A 22,941-nucleotide genomic window follows, 5' to 3' on the forward strand; every position below is an offset into this window, starting at 1 on the left:
GTGGGAGGGCGGGTCGAATGATGACAGGGCGCCGGAAGTCATTGGGCATTGTGATTTAACGCCGGAAAACGTGATCTTTCGGTCCGGGCTGCCCTATGCGATGATCGACTTTGATCTGGCCCGGCCCACGACTCGGCTCTTCGACATCGTGACCACCCTCCGGCACTGGGCGCCCATCGCCGATCCCCTCGATCGGCCTCCGCTGCTCCGCAACCTCGACGTCGGTGCCCGGCTGCGACTGTTCTGCGACGCGTACGGCGTGCCGCCGCGCGATCGGCGTCGTCTCCTTGAGCTGGCCAGGCTCCGATTTCACCGGTCCTACACGGTCATGCGCACGCGCACCGCGGCGGGTGGCAGCTGGGCGCAGCTGTGGGCGGGCGGTGCGGGTGAGCGCATCCGGCGGGCGGCAGCGTGGCTGGATATGCACGAAGATGAGCTTCATGCCCATTTGGTGTGACCCCCTGGGCCTCGCTCTTGGCGTGGCGCTCGACCGGCTGGTTGGAGATCCGCGCAGTGGCGCCCATCCGGTTGCGGTGTTCGGGCGGGCGGCGGCGAGGTTGGAAGGATCCCTGTACGGCGACGGGCGAGCGCGCGGTGTCGTGCATGTCGGGCTATGTGTGGGTGGGGCGGCCGGGCTTGGTGTGCTGCTCAGCCGGGCACCGAAGGCTCGTACGATCGTGACCGCCGTCGCCACCTGGGCCGTGCTCGGTGGCACCACGCTCGCCCGTGAAGGCGCCTACATGGCCGACGCCCTCGAACGTGATGATCTGGAGCGGGCCAGAGCCAGGCTGCCGCACCTGTGCGGCCGGGATCCGTCCGCCCTGGAGGCGCCCGAGCTGGCGCGGGCCACGGTGGAGTCGCTGGCCGAGAACACCTCCGACGCCGTCGTGGCCCCGCTGTTCTGGGGTGCTGTGGCGGGGGTTCCCGGCCTGCTGGCGTACCGGGCCATCAATACGCTGGATGCCATGATCGGGCACCGGTCGCCGCGCTACCAGCGGTTCGGGTGGGCGGCGGCGCGGCTCGACGATGTGGCGAACTACGTTCCGGCGCGGGTGACGGGGTTGCTCGCGGTACTGATCGGGCCGGATCGGCGAGGGGCACTGGCCGTGCTGCGGAGGGACGGGCATCGGCATCCGAGCCCGAACGCCGGCCGCTGTGAGGCCGCGTTCGCCGGTGCGCTCGGGGTCACGCTGGGCGGCACGAACGTCTATGGCGGCCGGACCGAGCACCGCCCCACCATGGGTGACGGTCCCAAGCCCGGTGTCAGGGACATCCGCCGCGCCGTCCGCCTGACGCGGGCGGTGAGCCTGGCCGCCGCCGGGGCGGCCGTGCTGACCTCTTGGGCCTTGAGTTCTCGGGCCATGCGCCATCGTTTGCACCCCGGCCCGCCCGCTCCCTGACCCGTCGGAGTCCAGGCCCGACCGGCCCCACGTCTCGCCGTAAAGATTCAGGTAATCAGCAAAGGCGGCCTTTCACATTACCTGGTTCAGGTTGAACACCAGCCAGATCACGAATATCGAGATCAGCGTTATTCCGATCATCGCCTTCGCCGCATTATGTGCGACGACCTTCCTGGCCGTGACCTGCTTGGCGCTCTGCTTCCACACCTGGCGCATAATGATCATTGTCTGGAAGCGGCGGCCGAGGGCGAATACGGCCAGCCCGAGGAGGATGAATAAGATGACGCGTCCGTCTGAAGAACCCATGGAGGTCCCCCCTGTGGCCTTGGCGAGAGTTAATGCCCCCGAAACATTTGAGAACACAGGATACTCGTACGGCCCCGTTTTGTAATTACGTTATCGGCTCCAGGTCGACCACGATCGGCGCGTGATCGGAAGGCCCTTTCCCCTTGCGGGCCTCGCGATCGACGTACGCCGACCGCACCCGCCCCGCCACGTCCGCGCTCGCGTACACCAGGTCGATGCGCATCCCCTTGTTCTGGTGGAACATCCCGGCCCGGTAGTCCCAGTACGTGAACGGATGCGGCCCCTTCATCGGCGTCGGTACCACGTCGTGCAGCCCGAGGGCGCGCAACGCGGCCAGCGCCTCCCGTTCGGCGGGCGTGACATGGGTCGCGCCGACGAACAGCGCGGGGTCCCACACGTCGGCGTCAGTCGGCGCCACGTTGAAGTCACCGCACACCGCCAGCGGCCCCGTGGGCAGCTCGGCCGCCAGCGCGTCCCGCAGGGCCGCGAACCAGTCGAGCTTGTAGAGGTAGTGGGGCGAGTCGACCGTGCGGCCGTTCGGCGCGTACAGCGACCACACCCGCATCCCGCCGCAGGTCGCGCCGATCGCGCGGGCCTCGGGCCGGGCCGCGCCGACCCCGTCGAGCTCCCCGAAACCGGGCTCGCCGGGGAAGCTGAGCGTCACCTCGTCCAGGCCCACCTTGGACAGCAGCGCGACGCCGTTCCAGCGACCGTCGCCGTGGGCCGCGGCGGCGTACCCTAGCGCGCCCACCTCCGCCATGGGGAACGCCTCCGCCGGGCATTTGGTCTCCTGCAGGCAGACGATGTCGGGCTTGGTATCGGCCAGCCAGTCGAGCAGGCGGGGCAGCCGTGCCTTGATGGAGTTCACGTTCCAGGTAGCCAGGCGCATCCTCCTAGCGTGCCACCGGTGCCCGCGGTTGGGTTCCGCGACCCAGTCTGCAGGCAAGCCGATGGCCGCCCGGCCCGCTCGTGAGCCGGGTACGTGCCGAGGTTGCCGACGGTCGTCTGGCGCTCCTGGGCAGGTGGTCCTCCCACCGCGCCTCGATCAGCCGGGTCGAGCCGCTGTCGAACCGCGTACGTTCGCGTTCAGATGAGCCCCGCTCGGCGATCTGCCGTTGCTCAGCCCGCCAGCACATCGTGCGGCGTCCTGCGGCCCGTCACGGCGGCGATCCGCAGCACGTCGAGACTGCGCGGGCCGGGCCGGTCGGCCCCGGCGAGCAGCAGCGACGCCGGCGCTGATGTTCGAGCGTGGCGAACCCTCCCAGGTGAGCGCCTTGTGGAACCTGGCCTACGACGCGGGGATGGGCGCGGGGGCGCTGGGGTTCGGGCACACCGGGTATCCGGCCGGGTTCGTACTGGTGGCCGCGCTCATCACCGTCACGCTGCCGCTCACCCGGGTCAGGCCCGCGTGCGCTCCACTCCCACGGTGATCTCGTTGCCGAGCCGGTGTCCGGTGAGCAGGCCGAGGTCGTCGCCGCTCCAGAACCTGCCCGGGTCGTACCAGTTGGGGCGGCGGCCCGCCGGCAGCAGCCCCATCTCCTCGTAGGTGACCGCCACGACCTCGGCGCAGTAGGCGCTCTCCAGCGTCGTCTCCTTGCGGGTCCGGCGCGGGACGCGCCCTCTGGCCCAGCGGGCGGCCAGGCGGGCGGTGGAGGGGAACGGGGTGCCGTCGAGCCGGGCGACCGTGCGCAGCGCCGCGTCCTCCATCTCCGGCGTCGCCTCCGGCTCGAGCTGGCGCAGCCAGGGCCGCTGGTCGTATTTGTCCGCCCACACCGTCACCGCGTCGCGCAGGTCGTGCAGTTGCACCCCGCGCTGGTGGGTGCCCGCCCACAGGTCGGTCAGCGACCTGCCGAGCTCGGCGTGCCACATCATGGGCGGCAGGTCCTCGATCACGATGGCCATGCCCACGTGGTTGACCGGGCTGTTGGTCATCGTCTGAATAGCGCGGTCGGGCACGGAGCGTCCGCGGAAGACCCACAGATCGCCGGTCCTCGTCACCTTGACGGCCTCATCGAGTGTCAGCACAGGGCTAGCCTAGGCAACATGCGCTGGTGGAAGATGCTCGGTCTGGCCGGAATCATGGGTGTGGCGGCCACGGGAGTGGTGATCGCGCGGGCCGAACGGCGCCGCCGCGCCTACACGCCCGAGGAGATCAGGACCCGGCTGCGCGAGCGGGTCGAGGGAGCGCCGTCGCCTGGTGAGGAAGTGCCGTCGCCTGGAGGTGCGGCGGGAGCGTAGCGACCAGAGCGGGGTAAGGCGCCGGCGTATGGCGACCGAGACCGCCTCACGGTGAGGCCATGAACACGAGGGTCAGCCGGAGGGCCGCAGCTCGTGGACGAAGACGACGTCGGAATAGGCCGGGTTGTCGACGTACCCCTGGACGCTCCCCTGGTAGGCGCGCTGGTAGTTGACCATCCAGGGCAGCGCGGCGGCGGCCCGCTGGTCCAGCACCCGCCTGGTGGCCTGCTCGTACGCCCGCTGCGCCGACTGCTTGTCGGTCACGGTCAGCTCGGGCACGGTGTCGAGCAACGTGTCCAGGCCTTGGTCGTTGAGGTAGGTCAGGTTGAACTCGGGCGGGTCCCAGCTGTGGAAGACGGTGCCGAAGTAGGAGTAGCCGTCGGCGTAGTCGGGCCACCAGTACATGACGAAGATGTCCTGGCCGCGCTTCTTGCCCAGCTCCCACTGCTCGGTCCAGGGCATCGCCCTGGACTCGATCGTGACGTTGAGCGGCTTGAGCGTCGCCTCCAGCTTCGTGGCGAGCAGCCTCCAGTCGGTGTCGCCCTCCCCGTACGTCAGCCGCAGCCGCAGCGGCCGGCCCTCAGGGCCGTAGCCCGCCCGGCGCAGCAGCCGCGCCGTGGCCGCCAGGTCCTGGCGGGGCGCCCGGCCGGGCACGTGGCCCATCAGTCCCTCAGGGACGACGCCGCTGACCGGTGAGCCGGCGCCCTTCAGGTCCCGGATCAGGCCCTGGTAGTCGACGGCCTTCTGGATGGCGCGGCGTACGCGCACGTCCTTCATCGGGCCACTCGCGGTGTTGAACAGCAGCATCGCCGTCTGGAACGAGGGCCGCTCCGACGTGCGCACGCCCGGCGTGACCGCCGCCCTGGCGAACAGGCGCGGATTGAGCCGCGCCACGAAGGTCGCCTCGCCGCGCAGCAGAATCCGCCACGCCCGGTCGGGGTCGGGCACGACGCGGTATTTGACCGTGTTGTAGTGCGGCTTGTTCCAGCCGCCCCAGTATTCGTCGTACGCCGTGAGGGTGAGCTCTTCCTCCTTGCCCTTCTGCCACTTCGCCACCGTGTACGGCCCGGAGCCCGCGTCCCTGCCCTCGTTGAACCACTTCCCGAGGTCGGGGGCCGCCTTGGTGTCGTAGATGTAGGCCGCGTACCCGGCCGAGGCCACCAAGTCCAGGGGCACCGGGTACTTCAGCGCGAACGTCACCGTTCCCGGGCCCTCGACCCTGATGGAGGAGACGGCGTCCCAGATGTAGGACGCGCCGGTCTTGGCCGCCATGGTGCGCTCGATCGACGCCTTGACCGCCTCTGCGTCCAGCTGCCGGCCGGTGTGGAAGGTGACGCCGGGGCGCAGTTGGAACGTCCACGTCCGGCCGTCGGCCGAGGCCCGCCACGACGTGGCCAGGCGAGGGGTGGTCTTCTTGGTGACCGGGTTCCAGAACGTGAGCGTCTCGTAGATGTTCTGGAAGGCAATGATCTCGTTGGAGTAGGACACGCTGGGGTCCCACTCGGTGATGACGTCCAGGTTCTTGACGTAGACGAACGGCGCTTCGCCCACCGGGGCCCGCGGCGGCTCCGGGGGCGGCGAGCAGGCCACGAGGAGCACCAGCGCGGCGGCCGCTACGAGACGACGGCGCAACGCATCTCCCTCTGTCGGCGATGTATTCCCGGGCAACCTACTCCAAGATCGCGGAAGCCGGGTTGCGTGTCCAAAAGTCCCGAAAAATTGGGCATTTTGGTGATCGGATTGCTATCCTCGGGGCTTGTCCCGTCCGGGGTTGCCAGCAGGGGACCGACCGGAGTGAGGTGCCATGGGTCGTAGCCGAACGATCCGCATGAAGATCATCGGACTACTTCTGGTGCCGCTGACCTCCATGGTGGTGTTGTGGGGAGTCATCACCGCCGTCACCGCGACCGAGGGTTTGGAGCTACGCGAATACAAGACACTCTGGACGAACCTGCGCCTTCCCGCGTACAAACTGATCAGCGAGATCCAGCGTGAGCGTCTCGTCTCGGCCAAGCACCTGCGCCGTACGGCGGCCACCTCGGCGGTAGCCGCGCAGCGCACCCGTACGGACACCGCCAGAGACGAGTTCAGGCAGCTCTCGGGCAACTCCAAGGACCGATCGGAAGAGATCCGCACACAGGTGGACGCGGTGTACACGCAGCTCGACAGGCTCGACGCGATCAGAGGAGAGATCGACACGGGCCTATCCGACCGTCTCCACACCGTGGAGGCGTACGGCGCGATCATCGACACCCTCTTCGGCCTCCACCGGCGCGTCGCGCTCATCGACGACCTCCCGATCTACGAGCAGTCCCGCGTGGTCATCGACCTCGGCTACGCCAAGGAGCTGCTGAGCAGGGAGCAGGCCATCGCGCTCGGGCCGGTCACGGCCGCCGAGCGCAGGCTGTTCACCCAGATCGTCGGGAACCGTCGCTTCCTGATCGACCAGTCGCTCGGCGAGCTCGACCCGGTCCTGCGCGACACCAACGTCATGCTGATCTCCTCCCCCGCCTACCAGCGGATGCGGATGATGGAGGACCAGATCATCGGCGGCGCCACGCCCCGGGGCTGGCTCAGCACGACGGAGGCGCTGGCCAAGTCGTTCAACGAAGCGCAGATGCGGGCCGGCACGATGCTGAACGCGCGCGCCGAGCCGGTGGCCGACGAGGTGCTGAACCGGGCGCTCATGCTGGCGGGCATGTGTCTCGGGCTGGTGGTCGTGTCGATCGCGTTCTCCCTGCGCATGGGCACCCGGCTGTCGAAGGAGCTGGGCGCGCTCCGGCTGGCCGCACTGGAGGTGGCCCAGGAACGGCTGCCGCACGTGGTCGCCAAGCTGCGCAAAGGCGAGAAGGTCGAGATGCCGGAGCTGTCGGTGGCGAGCACCACGGTCGAGATCGACGACGTGGGCCAGGCGTTCTCCACGGTCCAGCAGACCGCTGTGGAGGCCGCGGTCGGCCAGGCGCAGCTCAGCGAGGGCGTCGGCCACGTGTTCCGCAACCTGGCCAGGCGCAGCCAGACCCTGCTGCACCGCCAACGCATCCAGCTCGAGGACATGCAGCACCGGGCGACCGACCCGGATGCCCTCGATGACCTGTTCAAGCTCGACCACCTGACCACCCGCATGCGCCGCCACGCGGAGGGTCTGATCATCCTGTCCGGCGCCACCCCGGGCCGCGGCTGGAGCCGGCCGGTGCCGCTGCTGGACGTGGCCCGCGGCGCGGCGGCCGAGGTGGAGGACTACCAGCGGGTCACCGTCGAGCCGATGCCGGGCAAGCGCCTTGCCGGGCCCGTGGTCGGCGACGTGATCCACCTGATCGCCGAGCTCATCGAGAACGCCACCGTCTACTCCCCCGCGCACACCCCGGTCATCGTGCGCGGCGAGACGGCGGCCCGCGGCTTCGTCTTCGAGGTCGAGGACCGCGGGCTCGGGATGAGCGCAGAGGAGCTGGCCGATCTCAACGAGCGGCTGGCCAGCCCGCCGGAGTTCGACCTGGCCGACAGCGACCGGCTCGGCCTTTTCGTCGTCTCCCGCCTGGCCGCCAGGCACGACATCCGCGTGACCCTGCGCGGTTCACCATATGGAGGGACCACCGCGATCGTGTTGATCCCGGAAGAGCACGTGGCCGAGCCCGAGGCTCCGGCTCCCGTGCAAGAGCCTGCGCGCCCCATGCGGGTGGTGCGAAGTGAATGACGAGCGCTGGCTGGACGAGGACGCCGGTCCGATCGTCCCCGCCTACCTGCTGACGAGGGGCCGTACGGTGCCCGCGAGCGAGGCCATCGACCTCATCGCGGTGATCATCACGGCCGGTGGCCTGACGCCGCCCATGGGCCTCGGACCCGAGCATCTGATCATCATGCAGAAATGCACCAAACCGACCAGGCTCGTGGACGTGGCCGCCGAGCTCAACCTGCCCATCGGCGTGGTGCGCGTGCTGGTCGGCGACCTGCACGCGCAGCAGCTCGTGCAGGTCGAGCACCCGCCTCCCGCTCCGGACGCCAAGGTGCTGCTCGAGGTGATCAGCGGGCTGAAAGCGCTGTGACCGCGCGGTTGAGCCGTCCGTACGCGGCCGCGAACACCGCGGCCATGGCGGCGGCCACCGCGGCGGCGCCGAAGACCCACTGGTAGCCGGTCACGCCGGGCTGGGCGGCCAGGATGGCGGCGATCGCGGCGCCCGACGTGCTGCCGCCCACGATGCGCACGAGCGCGTTCACGCCCGCCGCCACGGCCGTCTTGCCCGGGTCCACGTGCTCGACGGCCATGGTGCCCAGCGCCGCGTACCCGATGCCGAGCCCGACGCCCATCAGCGAGGCCGCCACGTACAGGTGCGCCGGGGCGTCGTGCATGATCACCAGCCACACCGCGGCCAGGGCGGTGACCGCGGAGCCCGCCGCCACCATGGTGGACGCCTGGAAGCTACGCATGAACCGGCCTGCGAACAGCGAGATCACCAGCATGAACAGCGTGCTCGGCAGTAGGTAGAGTCCCACCTCCAGGGTCGAGGCGGAGAACCCGTAGGGCGCCTGGGCGAACGCGGACATGCCCGTCAGGATCGTGAAAAAGGCGAAACCGAGCAGCATCGAGGCCACCGTCGCGCCGACGGTGCCCCGGTGCACCAGCATCGCCATCTCCACCAGCGGCTCGGCCACCCTGCGCTCCACCGCGACCCAGACCGCCGCCAGCGCGGCCGCGGCGGCGAACAGGCCGAGCACGCCGGGCGAGGTCCAGCCCCACGAGCCGCCCTGGCTGATGGCCAGCAGGAGCGCCACCAGCCAGGCGGTCATCAGCGCGGCGCCGACGAGGTCGGGACGCCCCTTGCCGGCCGGGGCGGAGTCGCGTACGAGGAAGGCCACGACGATCGCGGCCACCAAGGAGATCCCGGCCGTGATCCAGAAGACCCAGTGCCAGTCGCCGGACGCGAGCCCGGCCAGGATCATCCCGCCGCCGCTGCCGAACCCCATCGTCGCGCTGATCACTCCGATGCCGGTCGCGAGCTGGTGCCTGGGCAGCATGTCGCGCACCACCCCGATCGACAGGGGCACCAGCGCGGTCACGAATCCCTGCAGGACCCGTCCCGCGATCAGCCACGCCAGCGAGGTCGCCAGGGCCGCCACGACCGAGCCGATCACCAGCAACGCCAGCGCGCCGAGGATCATCCGGCGCCTGCCGTACATGTCGCCGAAGCGCGACAGCAGCGGCGTGGCGACCGCGCCGACCAGCAGGCTCAGCGTGAGCGTCCAGGTCACGCCGGCGAGCGAGGTGTTCAGCTCACGTTGCAGCAAGGGAAGCATGGGGACCACGGCGGTGTTCTGGAGTGCGGCGATGGAGGCCGCGAAGGCCAGCGAGACCACTCCGGGCCAGGGGTTCCTGATCGACGTCCCGCGCGCGGCGGACGCCACCACTGTCGCCATCTCGGCTCCTTTAGATAATTTAGGTAAGCAACGAGAACCGATAATACATACGTAAGTTAGGTAAGCAAACAGAGATGGACGAAGATCTCAACAGGACCGTGTCGGCCTTCCGCAAGGTCGTGGCCACGCTCAAGCGCGGCAAGACCCACGAGCGGCTCACCGAGGCCGCGGGCGTCCGGCTCGACCGGCCCGACGTGGAGATCCTCGTCCACCTGCTGGACGCGGACGAGCCGCGCAGGATCGGCGCGATCGCCGAGGGGCTTCAGGTGGAGAGCCCGCACGTGACCAGGCACGTCGCCGCGCTGGAGCAGCGCGCCCTGGTCGAGCGGGTACGCGACCCCGACGACGGCCGGGCCTGGCGCATCGCGCTCACCGAGGAGGGCGCCGAGGTGGCGGGCAGATGCCGCCAGGTGACCAGCCAGTGGTTCGAGAGCGCGCTGGCCGACTGGCCCGCGGCGGATCGGGCGGAGCTGACCCGGTTGATGGAGAAGCTCTCAGACGACGTCTCCGCGCACCTGAAGAGCCTCAGGTGACCAGGACGTCCTCCGCGCGGTGGCAGGCGACCTGACGGCCGTTCACGTCCCTCAGGGCGGGCGGCCGCTCGCACTCGGGCACGGCCAGCGGGCAACGAAGCCGGTACGGGCACCCCGTCGCCGCCGGCACGGCCTCCGTCCGGCCCTTGGCCTCCGGCGGGGCGCCGCCGAGCTTCGGCACGGCGTCGCGCAGGGCCTTGGTGTACGGGTGTGCCGGACTGGCCAGCAGCTCGGCCGTGGGTCCCGACTCGACGACGCGGCCCGCGAAGAGCACGTGCGAGGTGCGGCAGAGCCGGGCCACGAGGGCGAGATTGTGGGTGATGAGCAAGCGCTCGGTGTCCAGGCCCGCCAGCAGGTCGAGGATCTTGGCCTGGACCGTCACGTCAAGGGCGCTCGTGGGCTCGTCCAGGATGAGCAGGCGGGGGCCGACGGCCAGGGCCCGGGCGATCACGACGCGCTGGCGCTGGCCTCCGGAGAGCTGGTGCGGCCTGCGGGTGGCCAGGTCGGGGTCCAGGCCGACCTGTTCGAGCAGCTCGCCCACCCGCGCTCGGTCACCTCTGGGAAGGGCCTCGGCTATGGAGGTGCCGATGCGCATCCGGGGGTCGAGGGCCTCGGCCTGGAAGACGGGCTGGACGTCCCTGCGGAACTTCCGCATGTCCGTCTTTTTCAGCGTTTGGTCGCCGTACCAGATATTTCCGGACATGGGGGCGAGGAGGCCCAGGAACGCCCGCGCCAGCGTCGTCTTGCCCGAGCCGCTCTCCCCGATCAGCCCGACGCCGCCCTCGGCGATGTCCAGGGTCACGTCGTGGACGACGGGGTGCCTGCCGTACCCGAGCGTCACCCGCTCGGCCCTCAGCATGGTCACGGCAGCGCCTCCAGCAGCTCGCGCGTGTACGGGTGGGCCGGCTCGGCCAGCACCCGCGCCGCGGGCCCCGACTCCACCACCGCGCCGTCCTTCATGACCAGCACCCGGTCGGCGATCGTGGACACCAAGGCCAGGTCGTGGGAGACGAGCAGGAGCGCCAGCCCGCGCTCGGCCCTGAGCCTGCGCAGGACGCCGACCACCTCGGCCTGCACGGTCACGTCGAGGGCGCTCGTGGGCTCGTCGGCGAGGATCACCTCGGCGCCCAGGGCGATGGCCAGGGCGATGGCGAAGCGCTGTGCCTGGCCGCCGGAGATCTCGTGCGGGTAGCGGCGCAGGAGCCCGCGGTCGAGCAGGACGGCCTCCATGGCCTCCCCCATGACCTGCTCCGTGGCGTCCCTGCCGTGCAGCCTGAGCGCACGGCGCATCAGGACGCCGAGGCGGGTGGCAGGGCTGAGGGCGGACTGCGGCGACTGCATCACGAGCGCCGCCCTGGCCCCGCGGATCTCGCGGAGCCGGCGGGGCGGGGCGGTCCGCACGTCGACGCCGCAGACCCGTATTTGTCCCGAAATTTCGGCATCTGTGGTGAGGCCTAGTAATGAGAGCAGCGTGGTCGATTTGCCCGAGCCGCTCTCCCCCACGATCGCCACGCATTCGCCCTGGCCCACGTCCAGGTGGGGAACGTCGGCGACCAGCCGCCCGCCGTACCGGACCTGGAGGTCGCGCACCTCGATCACTTCACGGCCCTTCGCGGATCGAGAGCGTTCCTGAGTCCTTCGCCGAGTACGTTGAACGCGAACGCCGTCACCAGGATCGCCAGCCCCGGGAAGGTGACCACCCACCAGTCCGTGGTGAAGAGCGGCTGCCCCTGCTGCACCATCAGCCCCCACTCCGCCGTCGGCTCCTGCGCGCCCAGCCCCAGGTACGACAGCGCCGCCGCGGTCAGGATCACCCCGCCCGCGTCCAGCGAGATCTGGACCAGGACTGGGGTGAGCGAGTTCGGCAGGACGTGCCTGAGGATGATCAGCGGCGCGGGCACGCCGAGGCACCGGGCGGCGTCCACGTAGCTCCGGGTGGCGATCGACGCGGCCACCGAGGCGGACAGCCGCGTATACCACGGCCACCAGGTCACCGCGATGGCCAGGACGACGGTGTTCACGCTGGGCTGCAGCACGACCGCCATCGCCAGGGACAGCAGCAGCGCGGGGAAGGCCAGGAACACGTCCGTGACGCGCATGATCACGTCCCTGACCCAGCCGCCCGCGTACCCGGCCACCACGCCGAGCGTCACGCCGACCGCCGCCGAGACGGCCAGCACGGCCACGGCGATGAACAGCGAGGTGCGGGCGCCGTACAGGATCCTCGTGAGCACGTCCCGCCCGACCTCGTCGGTGCCGAACCAGTGCGCGCCGCTCGGCGGCAGCAGATTCTCCACCGGATCGAGCTCGTCCACCGGGTACGGCGCCAGCCAGGGGGCCAGGACGGCGGCCAGGACGATGAGCACGATGAGCACCGCCCCGAACGCGGCGAACCGGTCGGGGATCCTGGGCAGCGTGCGGCGCAGCGGTGCCTCCGTGGCGGTCATCGCGCCCTCGCCCGCGGGTCGACCAGGCCCTGCAGCAGGTCCACGATCAGGTTGGCCAGGACGTACACCAGAGCGACGAGGAGGGTGACGCCCGCGATGGCCGGGGTGTCCAGCGACTTGATCGACTCGGTCGCGTAGCGGCCCAGGCCCGGCCAGTTGAACACGGCCTCGACCAGGAAGCCGTTGACGATCGAATAGGCGAACACCAGGGCGATCAGCGCCAGGACGGGGGTCAGCGCCGGTCTCAGGGCGAACCTGGTCAGGATGGACGTCTCGCCGAAGCCGAGCGCCCGCTCCAGCCTGGCGTGGTCCTGGCCGGACTCCTCGATGAGGGCCGCCCTGGTCATCTGGGCGATCACTCCCGTGGGGTAGGCGGCCACGACGAGGGCGGGCAGCACCAGGTGTTCCAGGGTGCTGGTGAAGATCGGCCAGTTCCCGGTGATGAGGGCGTCGACGATGGTGATGTTCGTCCACAGGGTGAGGGGGCTGGTGCGGTCGAGCGAGGAGTCGTACTCGCCGGCGATCGGGAACCAGCCCAAGTTGCTGGCGAACACCAGCTGCAGGGTCAGGGCCAGCCAGAAGACCGGCACCGAGACGGCCAGCATGCTGGTGAACCGCACCCCGAAGTCCGGAAATCTCGTCTTGTAGCGGGCGGCGAGCACGCCGATCGGGATCCCCACGAGGACCGCGACGACCAGCGCCGCGCCGACCAGCTCCAGCGAGGCCGGGAATGCGAGATTCAGGTCGTCGCGCACGGGCTGCCGGGTGCGCAGGCTCGTGCCCCAGTCGCCGGTGAACAGGTCACGCACGTAGTTCAGGAACTGCAGGGGCAGCGGGTCGTCGAGCCCGAACCGCTCGCGCGCCGCGGCGAGCTCCTCAGGCGTCGCCTTCGGCCCGGCGAACGCGACCGCCGGATCGCCCGGCACCAGCCGCATGACCGCGAATGTGAGCATGACCACGCCGGCCACGACCAGGAGGGCCTGACCGAGCCGGCGGGCCAGATAGCGCAGCATGGTCAGCTTGCGCGCTTGAGGTCGTAGAAGAAGACCACGTTGGGATAGGCGGGATTGTCCACGTAGCCCTGGACGTCGGCCGTGAGCGCGCGCTGGTACGTCTGCACGTACGGCACCGCCACCGCCGCCTCCTCCTCGATGATCTTCTTCTGCAGGTCCTGGTACGCCACGTCCGCCTTGAGCTGATCGGTGGCCGTGAGCTGCGGCAGCGCGTCGATGGCCGCGTCGATCCCTGAGTCCTTCAGGTAGGACAGGTTGAACTGCGGCTTCTCGGCGCTCTTGAAGACGTTCAGGAACCAGGAGTAGGCGTCCGGATAGTCCGGATACCAGTACATGATGAAGATGTCCTGCCCCTGCTTCTTGCCCAGGTCCCACTGCGCGTTCCAGCTCATGGGCTTGGCCTGCAGGGTCACGTTCAGATTCTTCAGCGCCGAGCTGAGCAGCGTGACCAGCAGCTTCTGGTCGGCGTCGCCCTGGGCGTAGGTGAGGCTGAGCTTGAGCTCGGGGAGGTCGGGGCCGTACCCGGCCTGTCCGAGCAGCTCCTGTGCCTTGGCCAGGTCCTGCTTGGGCTCCATGCCGTCGACGTGGCCGAGCAGGCCCTGCGGCACCAGGCCGCTGGCCTTCGTGGCCGAGCCCTTGAGCGCGGCGACCAGGCCGTCGTAGTCGATCGCGGCCTGCAGCGCCTGCCGCACCCGCACGTTCTTCGCCGGGCCGGAGGCGGTGTTGAACAGGACGAGCAGGTTCTGGAACGACGGCGTCTGCGCCGTCGTCACGCCCTGCGTGCTGCCTGCCTGCTGGAAGAGCTGCGGGTTCAGGCGCTGGACGAAGTTCACCTCGCCCTTCTGCAGCAGCTGCCAAGCCGTGGTGATCTCGGGGGTGACCCGGAAGGCGACCTTCTTGTACTGCTCGGGCTTCCAGCCGCCCCAGTAGTCCTCGTACGCCTTCAGCGTCAGCTCGGTCTCCTTGCCCTTCTGCCAGGAGTCGATCGTGTACGGGCCGGTGCCGGCGGTCTTCTTGCCGTCGGGGTCCACAGCGTCCACGTCGTAGATGTGGGCGGCGTAGCCGGAGGAGGCGATGAGGTCGAGTGGCGTGGCGTACTTGAGCGTGAACTTCAGCGTGGCGGCGTCCACAGCCTCGATCTTGTCGACCGAGTCCCAGATGTAGGCCGCGCCGCCCTTCTTCTCGATCGTCCGCTCGATGGCCTTCTTGGCGGCCTCCGCGTCGAGCGTGGCGCCGGAGTGGAACTTCACGCCCTGCCGCAGCTTGAACGTCCACTCCTTGCCGTCGTTCGCCGAGGTCCACTCGGTGGCCAGGCGCGGCTCGGCCTTGCGGGTCTCGGAGTCGTACCTGGTCAGGCCCTCGTAGATGTTCGACAGGGCCACGATCTCGTTGGAGTAGGAGGTCGCCGGGTCCCAGTCGGTGACCACGTCGAGGTTCGGCACGTAGACGAACGTGCTGTCGTTGGCCTGCGCGGCCGTCGACTGAGTGCCGCTCGCCTGTGGCTCGGGAGTGCCGCCGGCGCCGCGCACCTGGCCGCCCGCGCACGCGGATGCGGTCAAGGCCAAGGCACCGGTGACCCCGGCGACGAGCAGACGCTTGTGCCAGCGCATGGTGGGGGATCCTTTCTTATCAGCTCGGGAGCTCCGCGCCCTTCGCGCTTTCACCGGGCGAGGGGTCCGGCTGCTTTGACGTGTACTCGCACCGCGGGCTCGGAGAGGTAGCTCAGCGGCACCTCGAGGAGGTCGACGATCTCGACGCCGGAGGGGTCCGCCCCCGCCGCGACGGCCCGCGCCGCCGCCTCCTCCTTGGCCCTTTCGATGGCTTCTGACCGGCTATCTCCCGCAGGCAAGATCGTATCCACTCTGCCGCTCGCGAGTGCGATGGCCGCGCCCACGGCGTTGGCCACCTCGGCGTGTTCAGGGCGGATCACCCGGCCCGCGCCGGGGATGCGGCCCGGCAGCAGGAACGCCCCGCCACCAACCGCGACCAGCGGTCTGTCGGATTTGCCGAGCGCCATCCTGTCCACGGCGTCGACGACCATCTCGTCCGCGACAGCCACCGCCCTTTCCAGGGCGTCTGCGATTGTTGCCGACATGTCACCCATGCCACCGGGGCCGCCCTCCCGGGGGATGTCCGGCTGGATGGCGGCCTGGAGGCGGTCGCGCCAGCCCGCCGCGTCGCGCGGGGCGCGACCTGCGGCCACGGCGGCGTCCGTCATTGTCATCGTGCGCCCGCCGAAGACCAGCGCCTCCTGGACGATCCGGTAGCCGACCGAGTCCGGGCCGATCCCGTCACCTCTGACCACGGTCCCGCCGCCGAGCGCGATGGCCAGGATGTCCGGCATGCGGAAGTTGGTCAGCACACCGCCGATCTCGACCGCCGCCGCCGACTCCCGCGGGAATCCTCCGGCCAGCACCCCCAGGTCGGTGGACGTGCCGCCCACGTCCACCACGATCGCGTCCAACACCCCCGACAGGTACGCGGCCCCGCGCAGCGAGTTCGCCGGGCCCGAGCCGATCGTCGACACCGGCAGCCGCGCGGCGTGCTCCAGCGTCATGAGCGTGCCGTCGTTCTGGGCCAGGTACGGACGTGCTTTGAGATCACGCTCGGCCAGCGCGGCGACCAGGGCGCCGGTCACGTGGGCGGCGACGCCGTACAGGGCGGCGTTGAGCACGGTGGCGTTCTCGCGTTCGAGCAGCCCGAGGGAGCCGATCTCGTGGCTGACCGAGACCGGCAGGCCGTACTCGGTGCTGATCAGCTCCTCGACCAGGCGCTCGTGGTCGCCGCTCGCCGGGCTGAACACGCTGGTGACGGCCACGGCCTCCGCCTGGACGCCGTCCAGGAAGCGGCGGATCGCGCCGAGGTCGGGCGGGCCGATCTCGCGGCCGTCGACGTAGTGGCCGCCGCCCACGATCGCCTCGCCCGCCGAGACGGCCTTGCGCAGGTCGTCCGGCCAGCCGGAGAGCGGCGGGACGGAGGTGGTGGCCGGCGCGCCGAGCCGCAGCACGGCGACCCGGCCGAGGCTCCGCCGCTCCAGGATCGCGTTGGTCGCGTGCGTGGTGCCCAGCATGACGCGGGTGATCCGGCCCCGCACGTCACCGCGGGTGCCCGCCTCCCCGGCCCCGAGTTCTTCCAACACCGCGTCCAGGGCCGCCCGGAGCCCCTCGGTCACATCCGGGGTCGTCGGCCGCTTGGCCTTGGCGATCACCCGGCCGTCGGCGCCGAGCACGACCGCGTCGGTGTTCGTGCCCCCGACGTCGATCCCGATCCGTAGGTCAGCCATGTGCCGTCAGCTCCTCGACCGGAACGTAGTCCAGCTCATACCCGAACGCCCGCGGCCCGGCCGTCTCCAGCCCCTTGGGCGTGCGCCAGAGCGGGTCGCACGGCCAGGCGAGGACCGTGACGCGCTGGCCGTACCTGAGGCTCTCGGTCTGGATGGCACCGGCGGTCTCGGTGTCGACGACCGTGACGAGGTCGGGCACCATGGCCCGGACCTGGCCGTTCTCGGCGGCGACGAGGTTCTCGTTCTGCAGCTCCAGGGTGAGGGCGCGGCCCCGGTCGTCACCGGTGCCCTCGATGGCGGCCGTGCCCCGGACGAACCCGCCCGTGGTGCGCCGCTCCACGTCGGTCAGCTTGCCGGTGATCAGCCTGACGGCCCCGAGCCGGTCCTGGAGCGCGCGCAGCGGGTCGGCCGCGCCCTCGGTAGCCCGGCCGATCTCGAGCGCGCGGGTGACCGTACCCTCGATGACCGCGCCCCGCGCCCGCGCGGCCGTGAGCACGTAGTCGGCCATCAGCGCGGACGATCCCGCCGCCACGCACACGGCCCTGGCCAGCCGCTCCGACCAGAGCCCGTCGACCGGGCGGATGGTCACCACGTTCCCCGCGATGTCAGACATGATCACCAGGTCTGCGGGCAGTCCCGCCACGTACATCGACACCATCTGGACCTCGGGGAACGCCCGCCCCATGCCGTCGGCGTCGAGCAGCGGCAGCCCGAGCTGGGCGGCCCAGGCGACGGGGGCCACCCCGTTGGAGCCGCCGATCTCGGACGACATGACCGCGCTCGGCGGGCGGCCGAAGAGCCGCTCGACCTCCTCGGCGATGCGCTTGGGCTCGTCCTCGCTGTGGATCATCTCGTGGCTGACGGTCGGCGCCCCGATCCCCGACAGCGGCAAGATCAGCGCGTCGTCCGCCAGGTCACCCAGCTCGACCAGCGGCACCTCGCCGTACTCGCGGATGGCCCGGACGGCGGCCAACGATCCGGTACGCACGTCTCCTCCGCCGCCGGTCCCCAGAATGGCGCACCCTCGGGCGAGAGCCGGAATATCACTCACGTCAATGTGCATTTGGCGACACAACCAACCACATGGCACCTCAATGCGCCAGTCCGGCACGTGTGGGGGCCGGTAAATATGTTGCGGCGCCCCGATCGCGGCCGCCATGATCGATCTCGTTGACCCATCGACAGGAGCTGCCATGGACATCCGGCGAATGCGCATGCGGCGCCGTACGGGCGTGTCCTGGCTCTGAATCCACGGACCCGCCCGTTTGCACGGAGGCGGGTGGGGGCGCTGGTGTGCCCGGCGATTTCATAAGTCGCGCAAGGCGGGTTCGATCCCCGCATCCGCTACGAGCCCTCGTGGCGCAGCGGAGAGCGCGCCTGTTTCCGAAGCAGGAGGTCGCTGGTTCGATTCCAGCCGAGGGCGCTGGTACATGTGGGGTGACGGAGGGAGGTCGCATGCGGATTTCGGTGGCCGCCGACAGCAAGGACGGCGTGGCCGAGCGGGTCGTGGCCGAGCTGCGCAGGCGCGGGCACGAGGTGGTGACGCACGGCGCGCTCAACGACGAGGAGCGCGACGACTGGGCGTGGGCCTCGGAGCTGGCCGCCAGGGACGTGAGCGAGGGGCGGGCCGACCAGGCGGTCGTGTGCTGCTGGACCGGGACGGGCGCGTCGATCGCGGCTAACAAGGTGCCGGGCGTCCGGGCCGCGCTCTGCGTCGACGCCTACACCGCCGACGGCGCCCGCAAGTGGAACGACGCCAACGTGCTGGCGCTCAGCCTGCGGCTGACGTCCGACGTGGTGCTCGACGAGATCCTCGACGCCTGGCTGGAGGGACGGCCGAGCACGGACGCCGCCGACGCGGCGAACGTCTCCCATCTGGACGAGATCTGATTAGATCTCCGGCATGTCGGAATTGCACTGCACGCATTGCGGCGAGGGCGGACTGGAGCCCGGGTTCATCATGGACCAGGGCGAGCACTCCAAGGGTTTTGCCCGATGGGTCGAGGGCGCGCTGGAGCGCGGGCTCCTGGGCGGGGCCAGGCTGATGGGCCGCCCGAAGTGGGAGATCGACGCCTATCGCTGCCGTTACTGCCACCACCTGGAGCTTTTCGCCAGCCGTCCAGCCTGAGCGGCGGGGGGATTCGGAACCGTCACGGCGGAGGCCGGGAAATCGTCGGCTCCGCCGTTTAGGGTGCTGGACATGACCGACGTGCTGCTCCGCAACGGGCTCCCCTGGGGGCTCGGGGCACCAGCCGACATCCTTGTCCGCGACGGCCTGATCGACCGCGTCGCCCCGGGCATCGACTCGCCCGGGGCCCTGGTCGTCGACATCGACGGGCAGCTCGTGCTGCCCGGCCTCGTCGAGGCGCACTGCCACCTCGACAAGACCCTCTACGGCGGGCCGTGGGTGCCGCACTCGGCCGACGACACGCTCGCCGGCCGCATCGGCAACGACCTCGGCAGGCGGGCCGAGCTGGGCGTGCCGAGCGTGGCGCGGATCGGCGCGCTGCTGGAGCGCATGAGCGCGGCCGGCACCACCCATGTGCGCACCCACACCGACATCGACCCCTTGGTGGGGCTGCGCGGCGTGGAGGCGGTGCGCGAGGCCGCCGCCCGCTCCCCCGTCGACGTGCGCCAGGTCGCCTTCCCGCAGCATGGCATGCTGATCAACCCGGGCACGGCCGAGCTGCTCGAAGAGGCCCTGAAGAGCGGTGTCGAGGCGGTCGGCGGGCTCGACCCGGCGGGCATCGACCGCGATCCCGTACGCCACCTCGACGTGATCTTCGGCCTGGCCGAGCGCTACGGCGTCCGGCTGGACATCCACCTGCACGACGGCGGCTCGCTCGGCGCGTGGGAGCTGGAGCTCATCACCGAGCGCACCAGGGTGCTGGGGCTGGCCGGCAGGGTGACGGTCAGCCACGCGTACGCCCTCGGCCAGCTCGACGAGGCCTACCAGGACCGGCTGATCCAGGGCTTCGCGGAGGCAGGCGTGGCGTTGGTCACCGCAGCCGTCTACAGCTTCCCGGTGCCGCCGGTGAAGAGGCTGCGGGCCGCGGGCGTCACCGTCGCATGCGGGCACGACGGCATCCGCGATCTGTGGGGTCCCTACGGCAGCGGCGACATGCTGGAGCGGGCGATGCACGTCGCCTACCGCAGCACGTTCCGCAGGGACGAGGACATCGAGCTGGCGCTGGAGGCCGCCACCCACGGCGGCGCCCGCGTGCTGGGGCTGGAGGGCTACGGGCTGTCGCCGGGCGACCGGGCCGACCTGGTCGTGCTGCCGAGCGGCAGCCCGGCGGAGGCGGTGATCGTTCACCCTGGGCGCACTCTGGTCATGAAAGATGGCGTAGTCCTGCACAATTGACCGGCGGGACCATCGAAAGGCAGGCAAGTGCTCTCTATTCACCAGCGGATCGCGGCAGAGCTCGGCGTACGCGACGGGCAGGTGCAAGCGGCCGTCGATCTGCTCGACGGCGGCGCGACCGTGCCGTTCATCGCGCGATACCGCAAAGAGGCCACCGGCGCCCTCGACGACGTGCAGCTGCGCACGCTGGAGGAGCGCCTGCGCTACCTGCGCGAGCTGGAGGAACGCAGGACGGCGATCCTGGAGTCGATCGAGTCCCAGGGCAAGCTCGACGACCAGCTGCGCGAGCAGATCATGGCGGCCGAGACCAAGGCCAGGCTCGAGGACATCTACCTGCCCTTCAAGCCCAAGCGGCGCACGAAGGCGCAGATCGCCCGCGAGCTGGGCCTGGAGCCGCTCGCCGACCAGCTGCTCGCCGACCCCACGCTCGACCCTGCCGCGACGGCCGAGGGCTTCGTCGCGGAGGGCGTCGCGGACGCGGGCGCGGCGCTGGAGGGTGCCAGGGCGATCCTGATCGAGCGGTTCGCCGAGGACGCCGACCTCATCGGCGGCCTGCGCGAGCAGCTGTGGAGCCGTGGGCGGCTGGTGTCGGCGGTGCGGGAGGGCAAGGAGGAGGCGGGGGCCAAGTTCTCCGACTACTTCGAGTTCGGCGAGCCGTTCACGAAGCTGCCCTCGCACCGGATCCTGGCCATGTTCAGGGGCGAGAAGGAGGAGATCCTCAGCGTCACGCTGGAGCCCGACGACAGCCCCGACTACGAGCTGCGCGTCGCCTCCAGGTTCGGCGTCTCCGACCAGGGCCGGCCGGCCGACAAGTGGCTGACCGAGACCGTGCGCTGGGCCTGGCGCACCCGCATCCTCGTGCATCTGGGCATCGACCTGCGGATGCGGCTGTGGCAGGTGGCCGAGGAGGAGGCCGTGCGGGTGTTCGCGGCCAACCTGCGCGACCTGCTGCTCGCCGCGCCCGCCGGCAGCCGCACGACGATGGGCCTCGACCCGGGGCTGCGTACAGGTGTGAAGGTGGCCGTGGTCGACGCCACCGGCAAGGTCGTCGAAACGGCCACCATCTACCCGCACGAGCCCAAGCGGCAGTGGGACCAGTCGCTCGCCGTGCTGGGCGCGCTCGCGCAGCGGCACGGGGTCGAGCTGATCGCCATCGGCAACGGCACGGCCTCCCGGGAGACCGACAAGCTGGCCGGTGAGCTGGTCAAGCACATGCCGTCGCTGACGAAGATCGTGGTCTCGGAGGCCGGCGCCTCGGTCTACTCTGCCTCGCCGTACGCCTCCCAGGAGCTTCCCGAGCTCGACGTGTCGCTGCGTGGCGCCGTCTCCATCGCCCGCCGGCTGCAGGACCCGCTGGCCGAGTTGGTCAAGATCGACCCCAAGTCGATCGGTGTCGGCCAATACCAGCACGACCTCGCCGAGTCCAAGCTGTCCCGCTCGCTGGACGCGGTGGTCGAGGACTGCGTCAACGCCGTCGGGGTCGACGTCAACACCGCGTCGGCGCCGCTGCTCACGCGCGTGTCGGGCATCGGCTCCACGCTGGCCGAGAGCATCGTCCGCCACCGCGACGCCAATGGCCCCTTCAGGACTCGCACGGCTCTCAAGGAGGTGCCGCGGCTCGGGCCCAAGGCGTTCGAGCAGTGCGCGGGCTTCCTGCGCATCCGGGAAGGCGACGACCCGCTCGACCTGTCCAGCGTGCACCCGGAGGCCTACCCGGTGGTCCGCCGCATCCTCGGCTCGGTCAAGACCGACCTCAGGTCGCTGATCGGGAACACGGCGGCGCTTCGGACGATCAAGCCTCAGGACTTCACCGACGAGAAGTTCGGCCTGCCGACGGTCACCGACATCCTGCGCGAGCTGGAGAAGCCGGGTCGTGACCCGCGTCCCGCCTTCAAGACCGCCACGTTCAAGGAGGGTGTGGAGAAGCTCTCCGACCTGACGTCGGGCATGATCCTGGAGGGCGTGGTCACCAATGTGGCCGCGTTCGGCGCGTTCGTGGACGTCGGCGTGCACCAGGACGGCCTGGTCCATGTGTCGGCCATGTCGCACAACTACGTCAAGGACCCGCGCGACGTGGTCAAGCCGGGCGACATCGTGCGCGTCAAGGTCCTCGACGTGGACATCCCCCGCAAGCGCATCTCCCTGACGTTGCGCCTGGAGGACGAAACCGCCGCCCAGTCCGGGGGCGACGGCTCCCGAAGGCCGGCGGGCCGCCAGGGCCAGACCGGCGGCCGCGGCGACGCCGCTCGGGGTGACGCCGCTCGGGGTGACGCCGCTCGAGGCGACAGTGCCCGAGGCGACAGCGGGCGGGGTGACGGCGGCAGGGGCGACAGTGCCCGCGGCGACGGCGGCAGAGGCGGTCGTGGCCAGGGTGGTCGCGGCGACGGCGGTCGAGGCGAGGGCCAACGTGGCCGTGGCGAGTCAGGCCAGCGGGGCGGCGACGGCGGCCAGCGCGGCCGAGGCGACGGCCAGCGTGGCGGCCAGCGCCGCCAGGAGCGCCCGGCTCCCAGCGGCGCCATGGCCGAAGCCCTCCGCAAGGCGGGGTTGACCGACGACCGCTGAGCCAGCAGCACCGGGCTCAGGGAACCTGCTCCGCTGACCTCGCAGCGCGGCAGGGGCCCGCCATGGCGCTACGGTCTAAGGGTGAGCACGACGACATTCGACACGGCGGTCACCCAGGCCCGCGACCTGCTCAGGTGGCATTCACCCCTGCGGACGGAGCTGTGGGCGGCGCGGCTCACGGCCGGTCTGGAGCCCGGGCAGGTGGGCCCTTTCCTTCGGGAGCTGGCCGAGGACGGCAGCGCGGAGTCCCGCCTCACCCTCGTGGCCCTGGCGGCGGTCAACGCAGCCGATCGGGCCGGCGTCGATCTGCCGCCCGGTGATGCCGTGGAGGAGTTGCCGGCCGGAGCCGCGGCCGCGGGGACGTACGCGGGGGCCGGGGATGAGCG

Annotated in this window: 24 protein-coding genes and 2 tRNA genes; 14 read left to right on the forward strand and 12 right to left on the reverse strand. The window is 70.7% G+C overall.

The genetic code is table 11. From position 1 onward, the window contains the following. Both EJK15_RS53285 and EJK15_RS53290 read left to right on the forward strand, forming a co-directional pair. On the forward strand, positions 1–457 hold a 457-nt coding region (locus EJK15_RS53285; protein WP_171075061.1), incomplete at its 5' end, for a phosphotransferase. After that, the gene (locus tag EJK15_RS53290) at positions 441–1,400 is read left to right on the forward strand and encodes a cobalamin biosynthesis protein (protein ID WP_138718124.1); all 960 of its coding nucleotides are present in this window, start codon (positions 441–443) and stop codon (positions 1,398–1,400) included. The genes EJK15_RS53285 and EJK15_RS53290, both read left to right, overlap by 17 nt. A gap of 72 nt (positions 1,401–1,472) precedes the next feature. On the opposite strand, the gene EJK15_RS53295 is transcribed toward EJK15_RS53290, so the two are convergent. Together EJK15_RS53295 and EJK15_RS53300 are read right to left on the reverse strand one after the other, a co-directional pair. Next, complete coding sequence (locus EJK15_RS53295; protein ID WP_138718125.1) at positions 1,473–1,706, reverse strand: hypothetical protein; 234 nt, start codon at positions 1,704–1,706, stop codon at positions 1,473–1,475. Positions 1,707–1,791: 85 nt separating this feature from the next. Beyond that, on the reverse strand, positions 1,792–2,595 hold the full coding sequence (locus tag EJK15_RS53300) for an exodeoxyribonuclease III (protein WP_138718126.1): 804 nt from the start codon (positions 2,593–2,595) through the stop codon (positions 1,792–1,794). A gap of 349 nt (positions 2,596–2,944) precedes the next feature. On the opposite strand from EJK15_RS53300, the gene EJK15_RS53305 reads away from it, so the two are divergent. Further along, on the forward strand, positions 2,945–3,136 hold the full coding sequence (locus tag EJK15_RS53305) for a hypothetical protein (RefSeq protein WP_206061662.1): 192 nt from the start codon (positions 2,945–2,947) through the stop codon (positions 3,134–3,136). On the opposite strand, the gene EJK15_RS53310 is transcribed toward EJK15_RS53305, so the two are convergent. Beyond that, a complete protein-coding gene (locus EJK15_RS53310; RefSeq protein WP_206061663.1) occupies positions 3,105–3,728 on the reverse strand; it encodes a hypothetical protein in 624 nt (207 codons plus the stop codon). The genes EJK15_RS53305 and EJK15_RS53310 overlap by 32 nt on opposite strands. Positions 3,729–3,749: 21 nt before the next feature. Between EJK15_RS53310 and EJK15_RS53315 the strand changes: the two genes are divergently transcribed. Then, positions 3,750–3,944 (forward strand): hypothetical protein, encoded by a 195-nt coding sequence (locus EJK15_RS53315; RefSeq protein ID WP_138718128.1) that lies wholly within the window; start codon positions 3,750–3,752, stop codon positions 3,942–3,944. Positions 3,945–4,016: 72 nt separating this feature from the next. On the opposite strand, the gene EJK15_RS53320 is transcribed toward EJK15_RS53315, so the two are convergent. Beyond that, positions 4,017–5,576, reverse strand: a complete 1,560-nt coding sequence (locus tag EJK15_RS53320; protein WP_138718129.1) for an ABC transporter substrate-binding protein — start codon at positions 5,574–5,576, stop codon at positions 4,017–4,019. A gap of 172 nt (positions 5,577–5,748) precedes the next feature. On the opposite strand from EJK15_RS53320, the gene EJK15_RS53325 reads away from it, so the two are divergent. Both EJK15_RS53325 and EJK15_RS53330 read left to right on the forward strand, forming a co-directional pair. Beyond that, on the forward strand, positions 5,749–7,635 hold the full coding sequence (locus EJK15_RS53325) for a sensor histidine kinase (protein ID WP_240777785.1): 1,887 nt from the start codon (positions 5,749–5,751) through the stop codon (positions 7,633–7,635). Beyond that, positions 7,628–7,984 (forward strand): DUF742 domain-containing protein, encoded by a 357-nt coding sequence (locus tag EJK15_RS53330; protein WP_138718130.1) that lies wholly within the window; start codon positions 7,628–7,630, stop codon positions 7,982–7,984. The genes EJK15_RS53325 and EJK15_RS53330 overlap by 8 nt, the downstream gene beginning before the upstream one ends. On the opposite strand, the gene EJK15_RS53335 is transcribed toward EJK15_RS53330, so the two are convergent. Continuing rightward, entirely contained in the window at positions 7,962–9,353 is a 1,392-nt protein-coding gene (locus EJK15_RS53335; RefSeq protein ID WP_138718131.1) for an MFS transporter, read from the reverse strand. The two genes, EJK15_RS53330 and EJK15_RS53335, sit on opposite strands and share 23 nt — an antisense overlap. A gap of 74 nt (positions 9,354–9,427) precedes the next feature. Here EJK15_RS53335 and EJK15_RS53340 point away from each other — a divergent pair, with 74 nt between their 5' ends. After that, positions 9,428–9,886 carry a MarR family winged helix-turn-helix transcriptional regulator gene (locus EJK15_RS53340; RefSeq protein ID WP_138718132.1) on the forward strand — a complete coding sequence of 153 codons (459 nt, stop codon included), beginning with the start codon at positions 9,428–9,430 and terminating at the stop codon, positions 9,884–9,886. Here EJK15_RS53340 and EJK15_RS53345 read toward each other — a convergent pair. From EJK15_RS53345 to EJK15_RS53375, 7 genes are read right to left on the reverse strand one after another with little or no spacing between them, the layout of a single operon-like run. After that, positions 9,879–10,745: an ABC transporter ATP-binding protein gene (locus EJK15_RS53345; RefSeq protein WP_240777787.1), complete on the reverse strand. Its 867-nt coding sequence runs from the start codon at positions 10,743–10,745 to the stop codon at positions 9,879–9,881. The two genes, EJK15_RS53340 and EJK15_RS53345, sit on opposite strands and share 8 nt — an antisense overlap. 2 nt (positions 10,746–10,747) lie before the next feature. After that, on the reverse strand, positions 10,748–11,485 hold the full coding sequence (locus EJK15_RS53350; protein ID WP_138718134.1) for an ATP-binding cassette domain-containing protein: 738 nt from the start codon (positions 11,483–11,485) through the stop codon (positions 10,748–10,750). Next, positions 11,482–12,333 carry an ABC transporter permease gene (locus EJK15_RS53355; RefSeq protein ID WP_138718135.1) on the reverse strand — a complete coding sequence of 284 codons (852 nt, stop codon included), beginning with the start codon at positions 12,331–12,333 and terminating at the stop codon, positions 11,482–11,484. Before EJK15_RS53355 ends, EJK15_RS53350 begins: the two co-directional genes overlap by 4 nt. Then, positions 12,330–13,346 carry an ABC transporter permease gene (locus EJK15_RS53360; RefSeq protein ID WP_138718136.1) on the reverse strand — a complete coding sequence of 339 codons (1,017 nt, stop codon included), beginning with the start codon at positions 13,344–13,346 and terminating at the stop codon, positions 12,330–12,332. Before EJK15_RS53360 ends, EJK15_RS53355 begins: the two co-directional genes overlap by 4 nt. Before the next feature lie 2 nt (positions 13,347–13,348). Beyond that, positions 13,349–14,956 carry an ABC transporter substrate-binding protein gene (locus EJK15_RS53365; protein ID WP_138718137.1) on the reverse strand — a complete coding sequence of 536 codons (1,608 nt, stop codon included), beginning with the start codon at positions 14,954–14,956 and terminating at the stop codon, positions 13,349–13,351. A gap of 50 nt (positions 14,957–15,006) precedes the next feature. Next, on the reverse strand, positions 15,007–16,629 hold the full coding sequence (locus EJK15_RS53370; RefSeq protein ID WP_138718138.1) for a hydantoinase/oxoprolinase N-terminal domain-containing protein: 1,623 nt from the start codon (positions 16,627–16,629) through the stop codon (positions 15,007–15,009). Then, a complete protein-coding gene (locus EJK15_RS53375; protein ID WP_171075062.1) occupies positions 16,622–17,692 on the reverse strand; it encodes a DUF917 domain-containing protein in 1,071 nt (356 codons plus the stop codon). Before EJK15_RS53375 ends, EJK15_RS53370 begins: the two co-directional genes overlap by 8 nt. Positions 17,693–17,903: 211 nt before the next feature. Here EJK15_RS53375 and EJK15_RS71675 point away from each other — a divergent pair. The 7 genes from EJK15_RS71675 to EJK15_RS53405 form a co-directional block, all read left to right on the forward strand. After that, positions 17,904–17,976: transfer RNA gene (locus EJK15_RS71675), tRNA-Met, on the forward strand. A 3-nt stretch (positions 17,977–17,979) separates the two neighbouring features. After that, a tRNA-Arg gene (locus EJK15_RS53380) sits at positions 17,980–18,052 on the forward strand. Between the two features lie 32 nt (positions 18,053–18,084). Beyond that, positions 18,085–18,519, forward strand: coding sequence for an RpiB/LacA/LacB family sugar-phosphate isomerase (locus EJK15_RS53385; protein WP_138718140.1), 435 nt, complete (start codon positions 18,085–18,087; stop codon positions 18,517–18,519). Positions 18,520–18,532: 13 nt separating this feature from the next. Then, on the forward strand, positions 18,533–18,757 hold the full coding sequence (locus EJK15_RS53390; protein WP_138718141.1) for a hypothetical protein: 225 nt from the start codon (positions 18,533–18,535) through the stop codon (positions 18,755–18,757). Positions 18,758–18,829: 72 nt separating this feature from the next. Then, positions 18,830–19,993: an amidohydrolase gene (locus tag EJK15_RS53395; protein WP_138718142.1), complete on the forward strand. Its 1,164-nt coding sequence runs from the start codon at positions 18,830–18,832 to the stop codon at positions 19,991–19,993. Positions 19,994–20,020: 27 nt separating this feature from the next. After that, a complete protein-coding gene (locus tag EJK15_RS53400) occupies positions 20,021–22,555 on the forward strand; it encodes a Tex family protein (RefSeq protein ID WP_138718143.1) in 2,535 nt (844 codons plus the stop codon). 81 nt (positions 22,556–22,636) lie between these two features. After that, positions 22,637–22,941, forward strand: a 305-nt coding sequence (locus EJK15_RS53405; RefSeq protein WP_138718144.1) for a hypothetical protein, incomplete at its 3' end; no start/stop codon positions are given.

This window comes from Nonomuraea basaltis, assembly GCF_005893125.1.
GTDB lineage: Bacteria > Actinomycetota > Actinomycetes > Streptosporangiales > Streptosporangiaceae > Nonomuraea > Nonomuraea basaltis.

Bases quoted from the DNA above. Each gene is read 5' to 3' on its own strand.
- EJK15_RS53290 (WP_138718124.1), top strand. From the start codon at position 441: ATGCCCATTTGGTGTGACCCCCTGGGCCTCGCTCTTGGCGTGGCGCTC.
- EJK15_RS53295 (WP_138718125.1), bottom strand. From the start codon at position 1,706: ATGGGTTCTTCAGACGGACGCGTCATCTTATTCATCCTCCTCGGGCTG.
- EJK15_RS53300 (WP_138718126.1), bottom strand. From the start codon at position 2,595: ATGCGCCTGGCTACCTGGAACGTGAACTCCATCAAGGCACGGCTGCCC.
- EJK15_RS53305 (WP_206061662.1), top strand. From the start codon at position 2,945: ATGTTCGAGCGTGGCGAACCCTCCCAGGTGAGCGCCTTGTGGAACCTG.
- EJK15_RS53315 (WP_138718128.1), top strand. From the start codon at position 3,750: ATGCGCTGGTGGAAGATGCTCGGTCTGGCCGGAATCATGGGTGTGGCG.
- EJK15_RS53325 (WP_240777785.1), top strand. From the start codon at position 5,749: ATGGGTCGTAGCCGAACGATCCGCATGAAGATCATCGGACTACTTCTG.
- EJK15_RS53335 (WP_138718131.1), bottom strand. From the start codon at position 9,353: ATGGCGACAGTGGTGGCGTCCGCCGCGCGCGGGACGTCGATCAGGAAC.
- EJK15_RS53340 (WP_138718132.1), top strand. From the start codon at position 9,428: ATGGACGAAGATCTCAACAGGACCGTGTCGGCCTTCCGCAAGGTCGTG.
- EJK15_RS53345 (WP_240777787.1), bottom strand. From the start codon at position 10,745: ATGCTGAGGGCCGAGCGGGTGACGCTCGGGTACGGCAGGCACCCCGTC.
- EJK15_RS53355 (WP_138718135.1), bottom strand. From the start codon at position 12,333: ATGACCGCCACGGAGGCACCGCTGCGCCGCACGCTGCCCAGGATCCCC.
- EJK15_RS53360 (WP_138718136.1), bottom strand. From the start codon at position 13,346: ATGCTGCGCTATCTGGCCCGCCGGCTCGGTCAGGCCCTCCTGGTCGTG.
- EJK15_RS53365 (WP_138718137.1), bottom strand. From the start codon at position 14,956: ATGCGCTGGCACAAGCGTCTGCTCGTCGCCGGGGTCACCGGTGCCTTG.
- EJK15_RS53370 (WP_138718138.1), bottom strand. From the start codon at position 16,629: ATGGCTGACCTACGGATCGGGATCGACGTCGGGGGCACGAACACCGAC.
- EJK15_RS53375 (WP_171075062.1), bottom strand. From the start codon at position 17,692: ATGCACATTGACGTGAGTGATATTCCGGCTCTCGCCCGAGGGTGCGCC.
- EJK15_RS53385 (WP_138718140.1), top strand. From the start codon at position 18,085: ATGCGGATTTCGGTGGCCGCCGACAGCAAGGACGGCGTGGCCGAGCGG.
- EJK15_RS53390 (WP_138718141.1), top strand. From the start codon at position 18,533: ATGTCGGAATTGCACTGCACGCATTGCGGCGAGGGCGGACTGGAGCCC.
- EJK15_RS53395 (WP_138718142.1), top strand. From the start codon at position 18,830: ATGACCGACGTGCTGCTCCGCAACGGGCTCCCCTGGGGGCTCGGGGCA.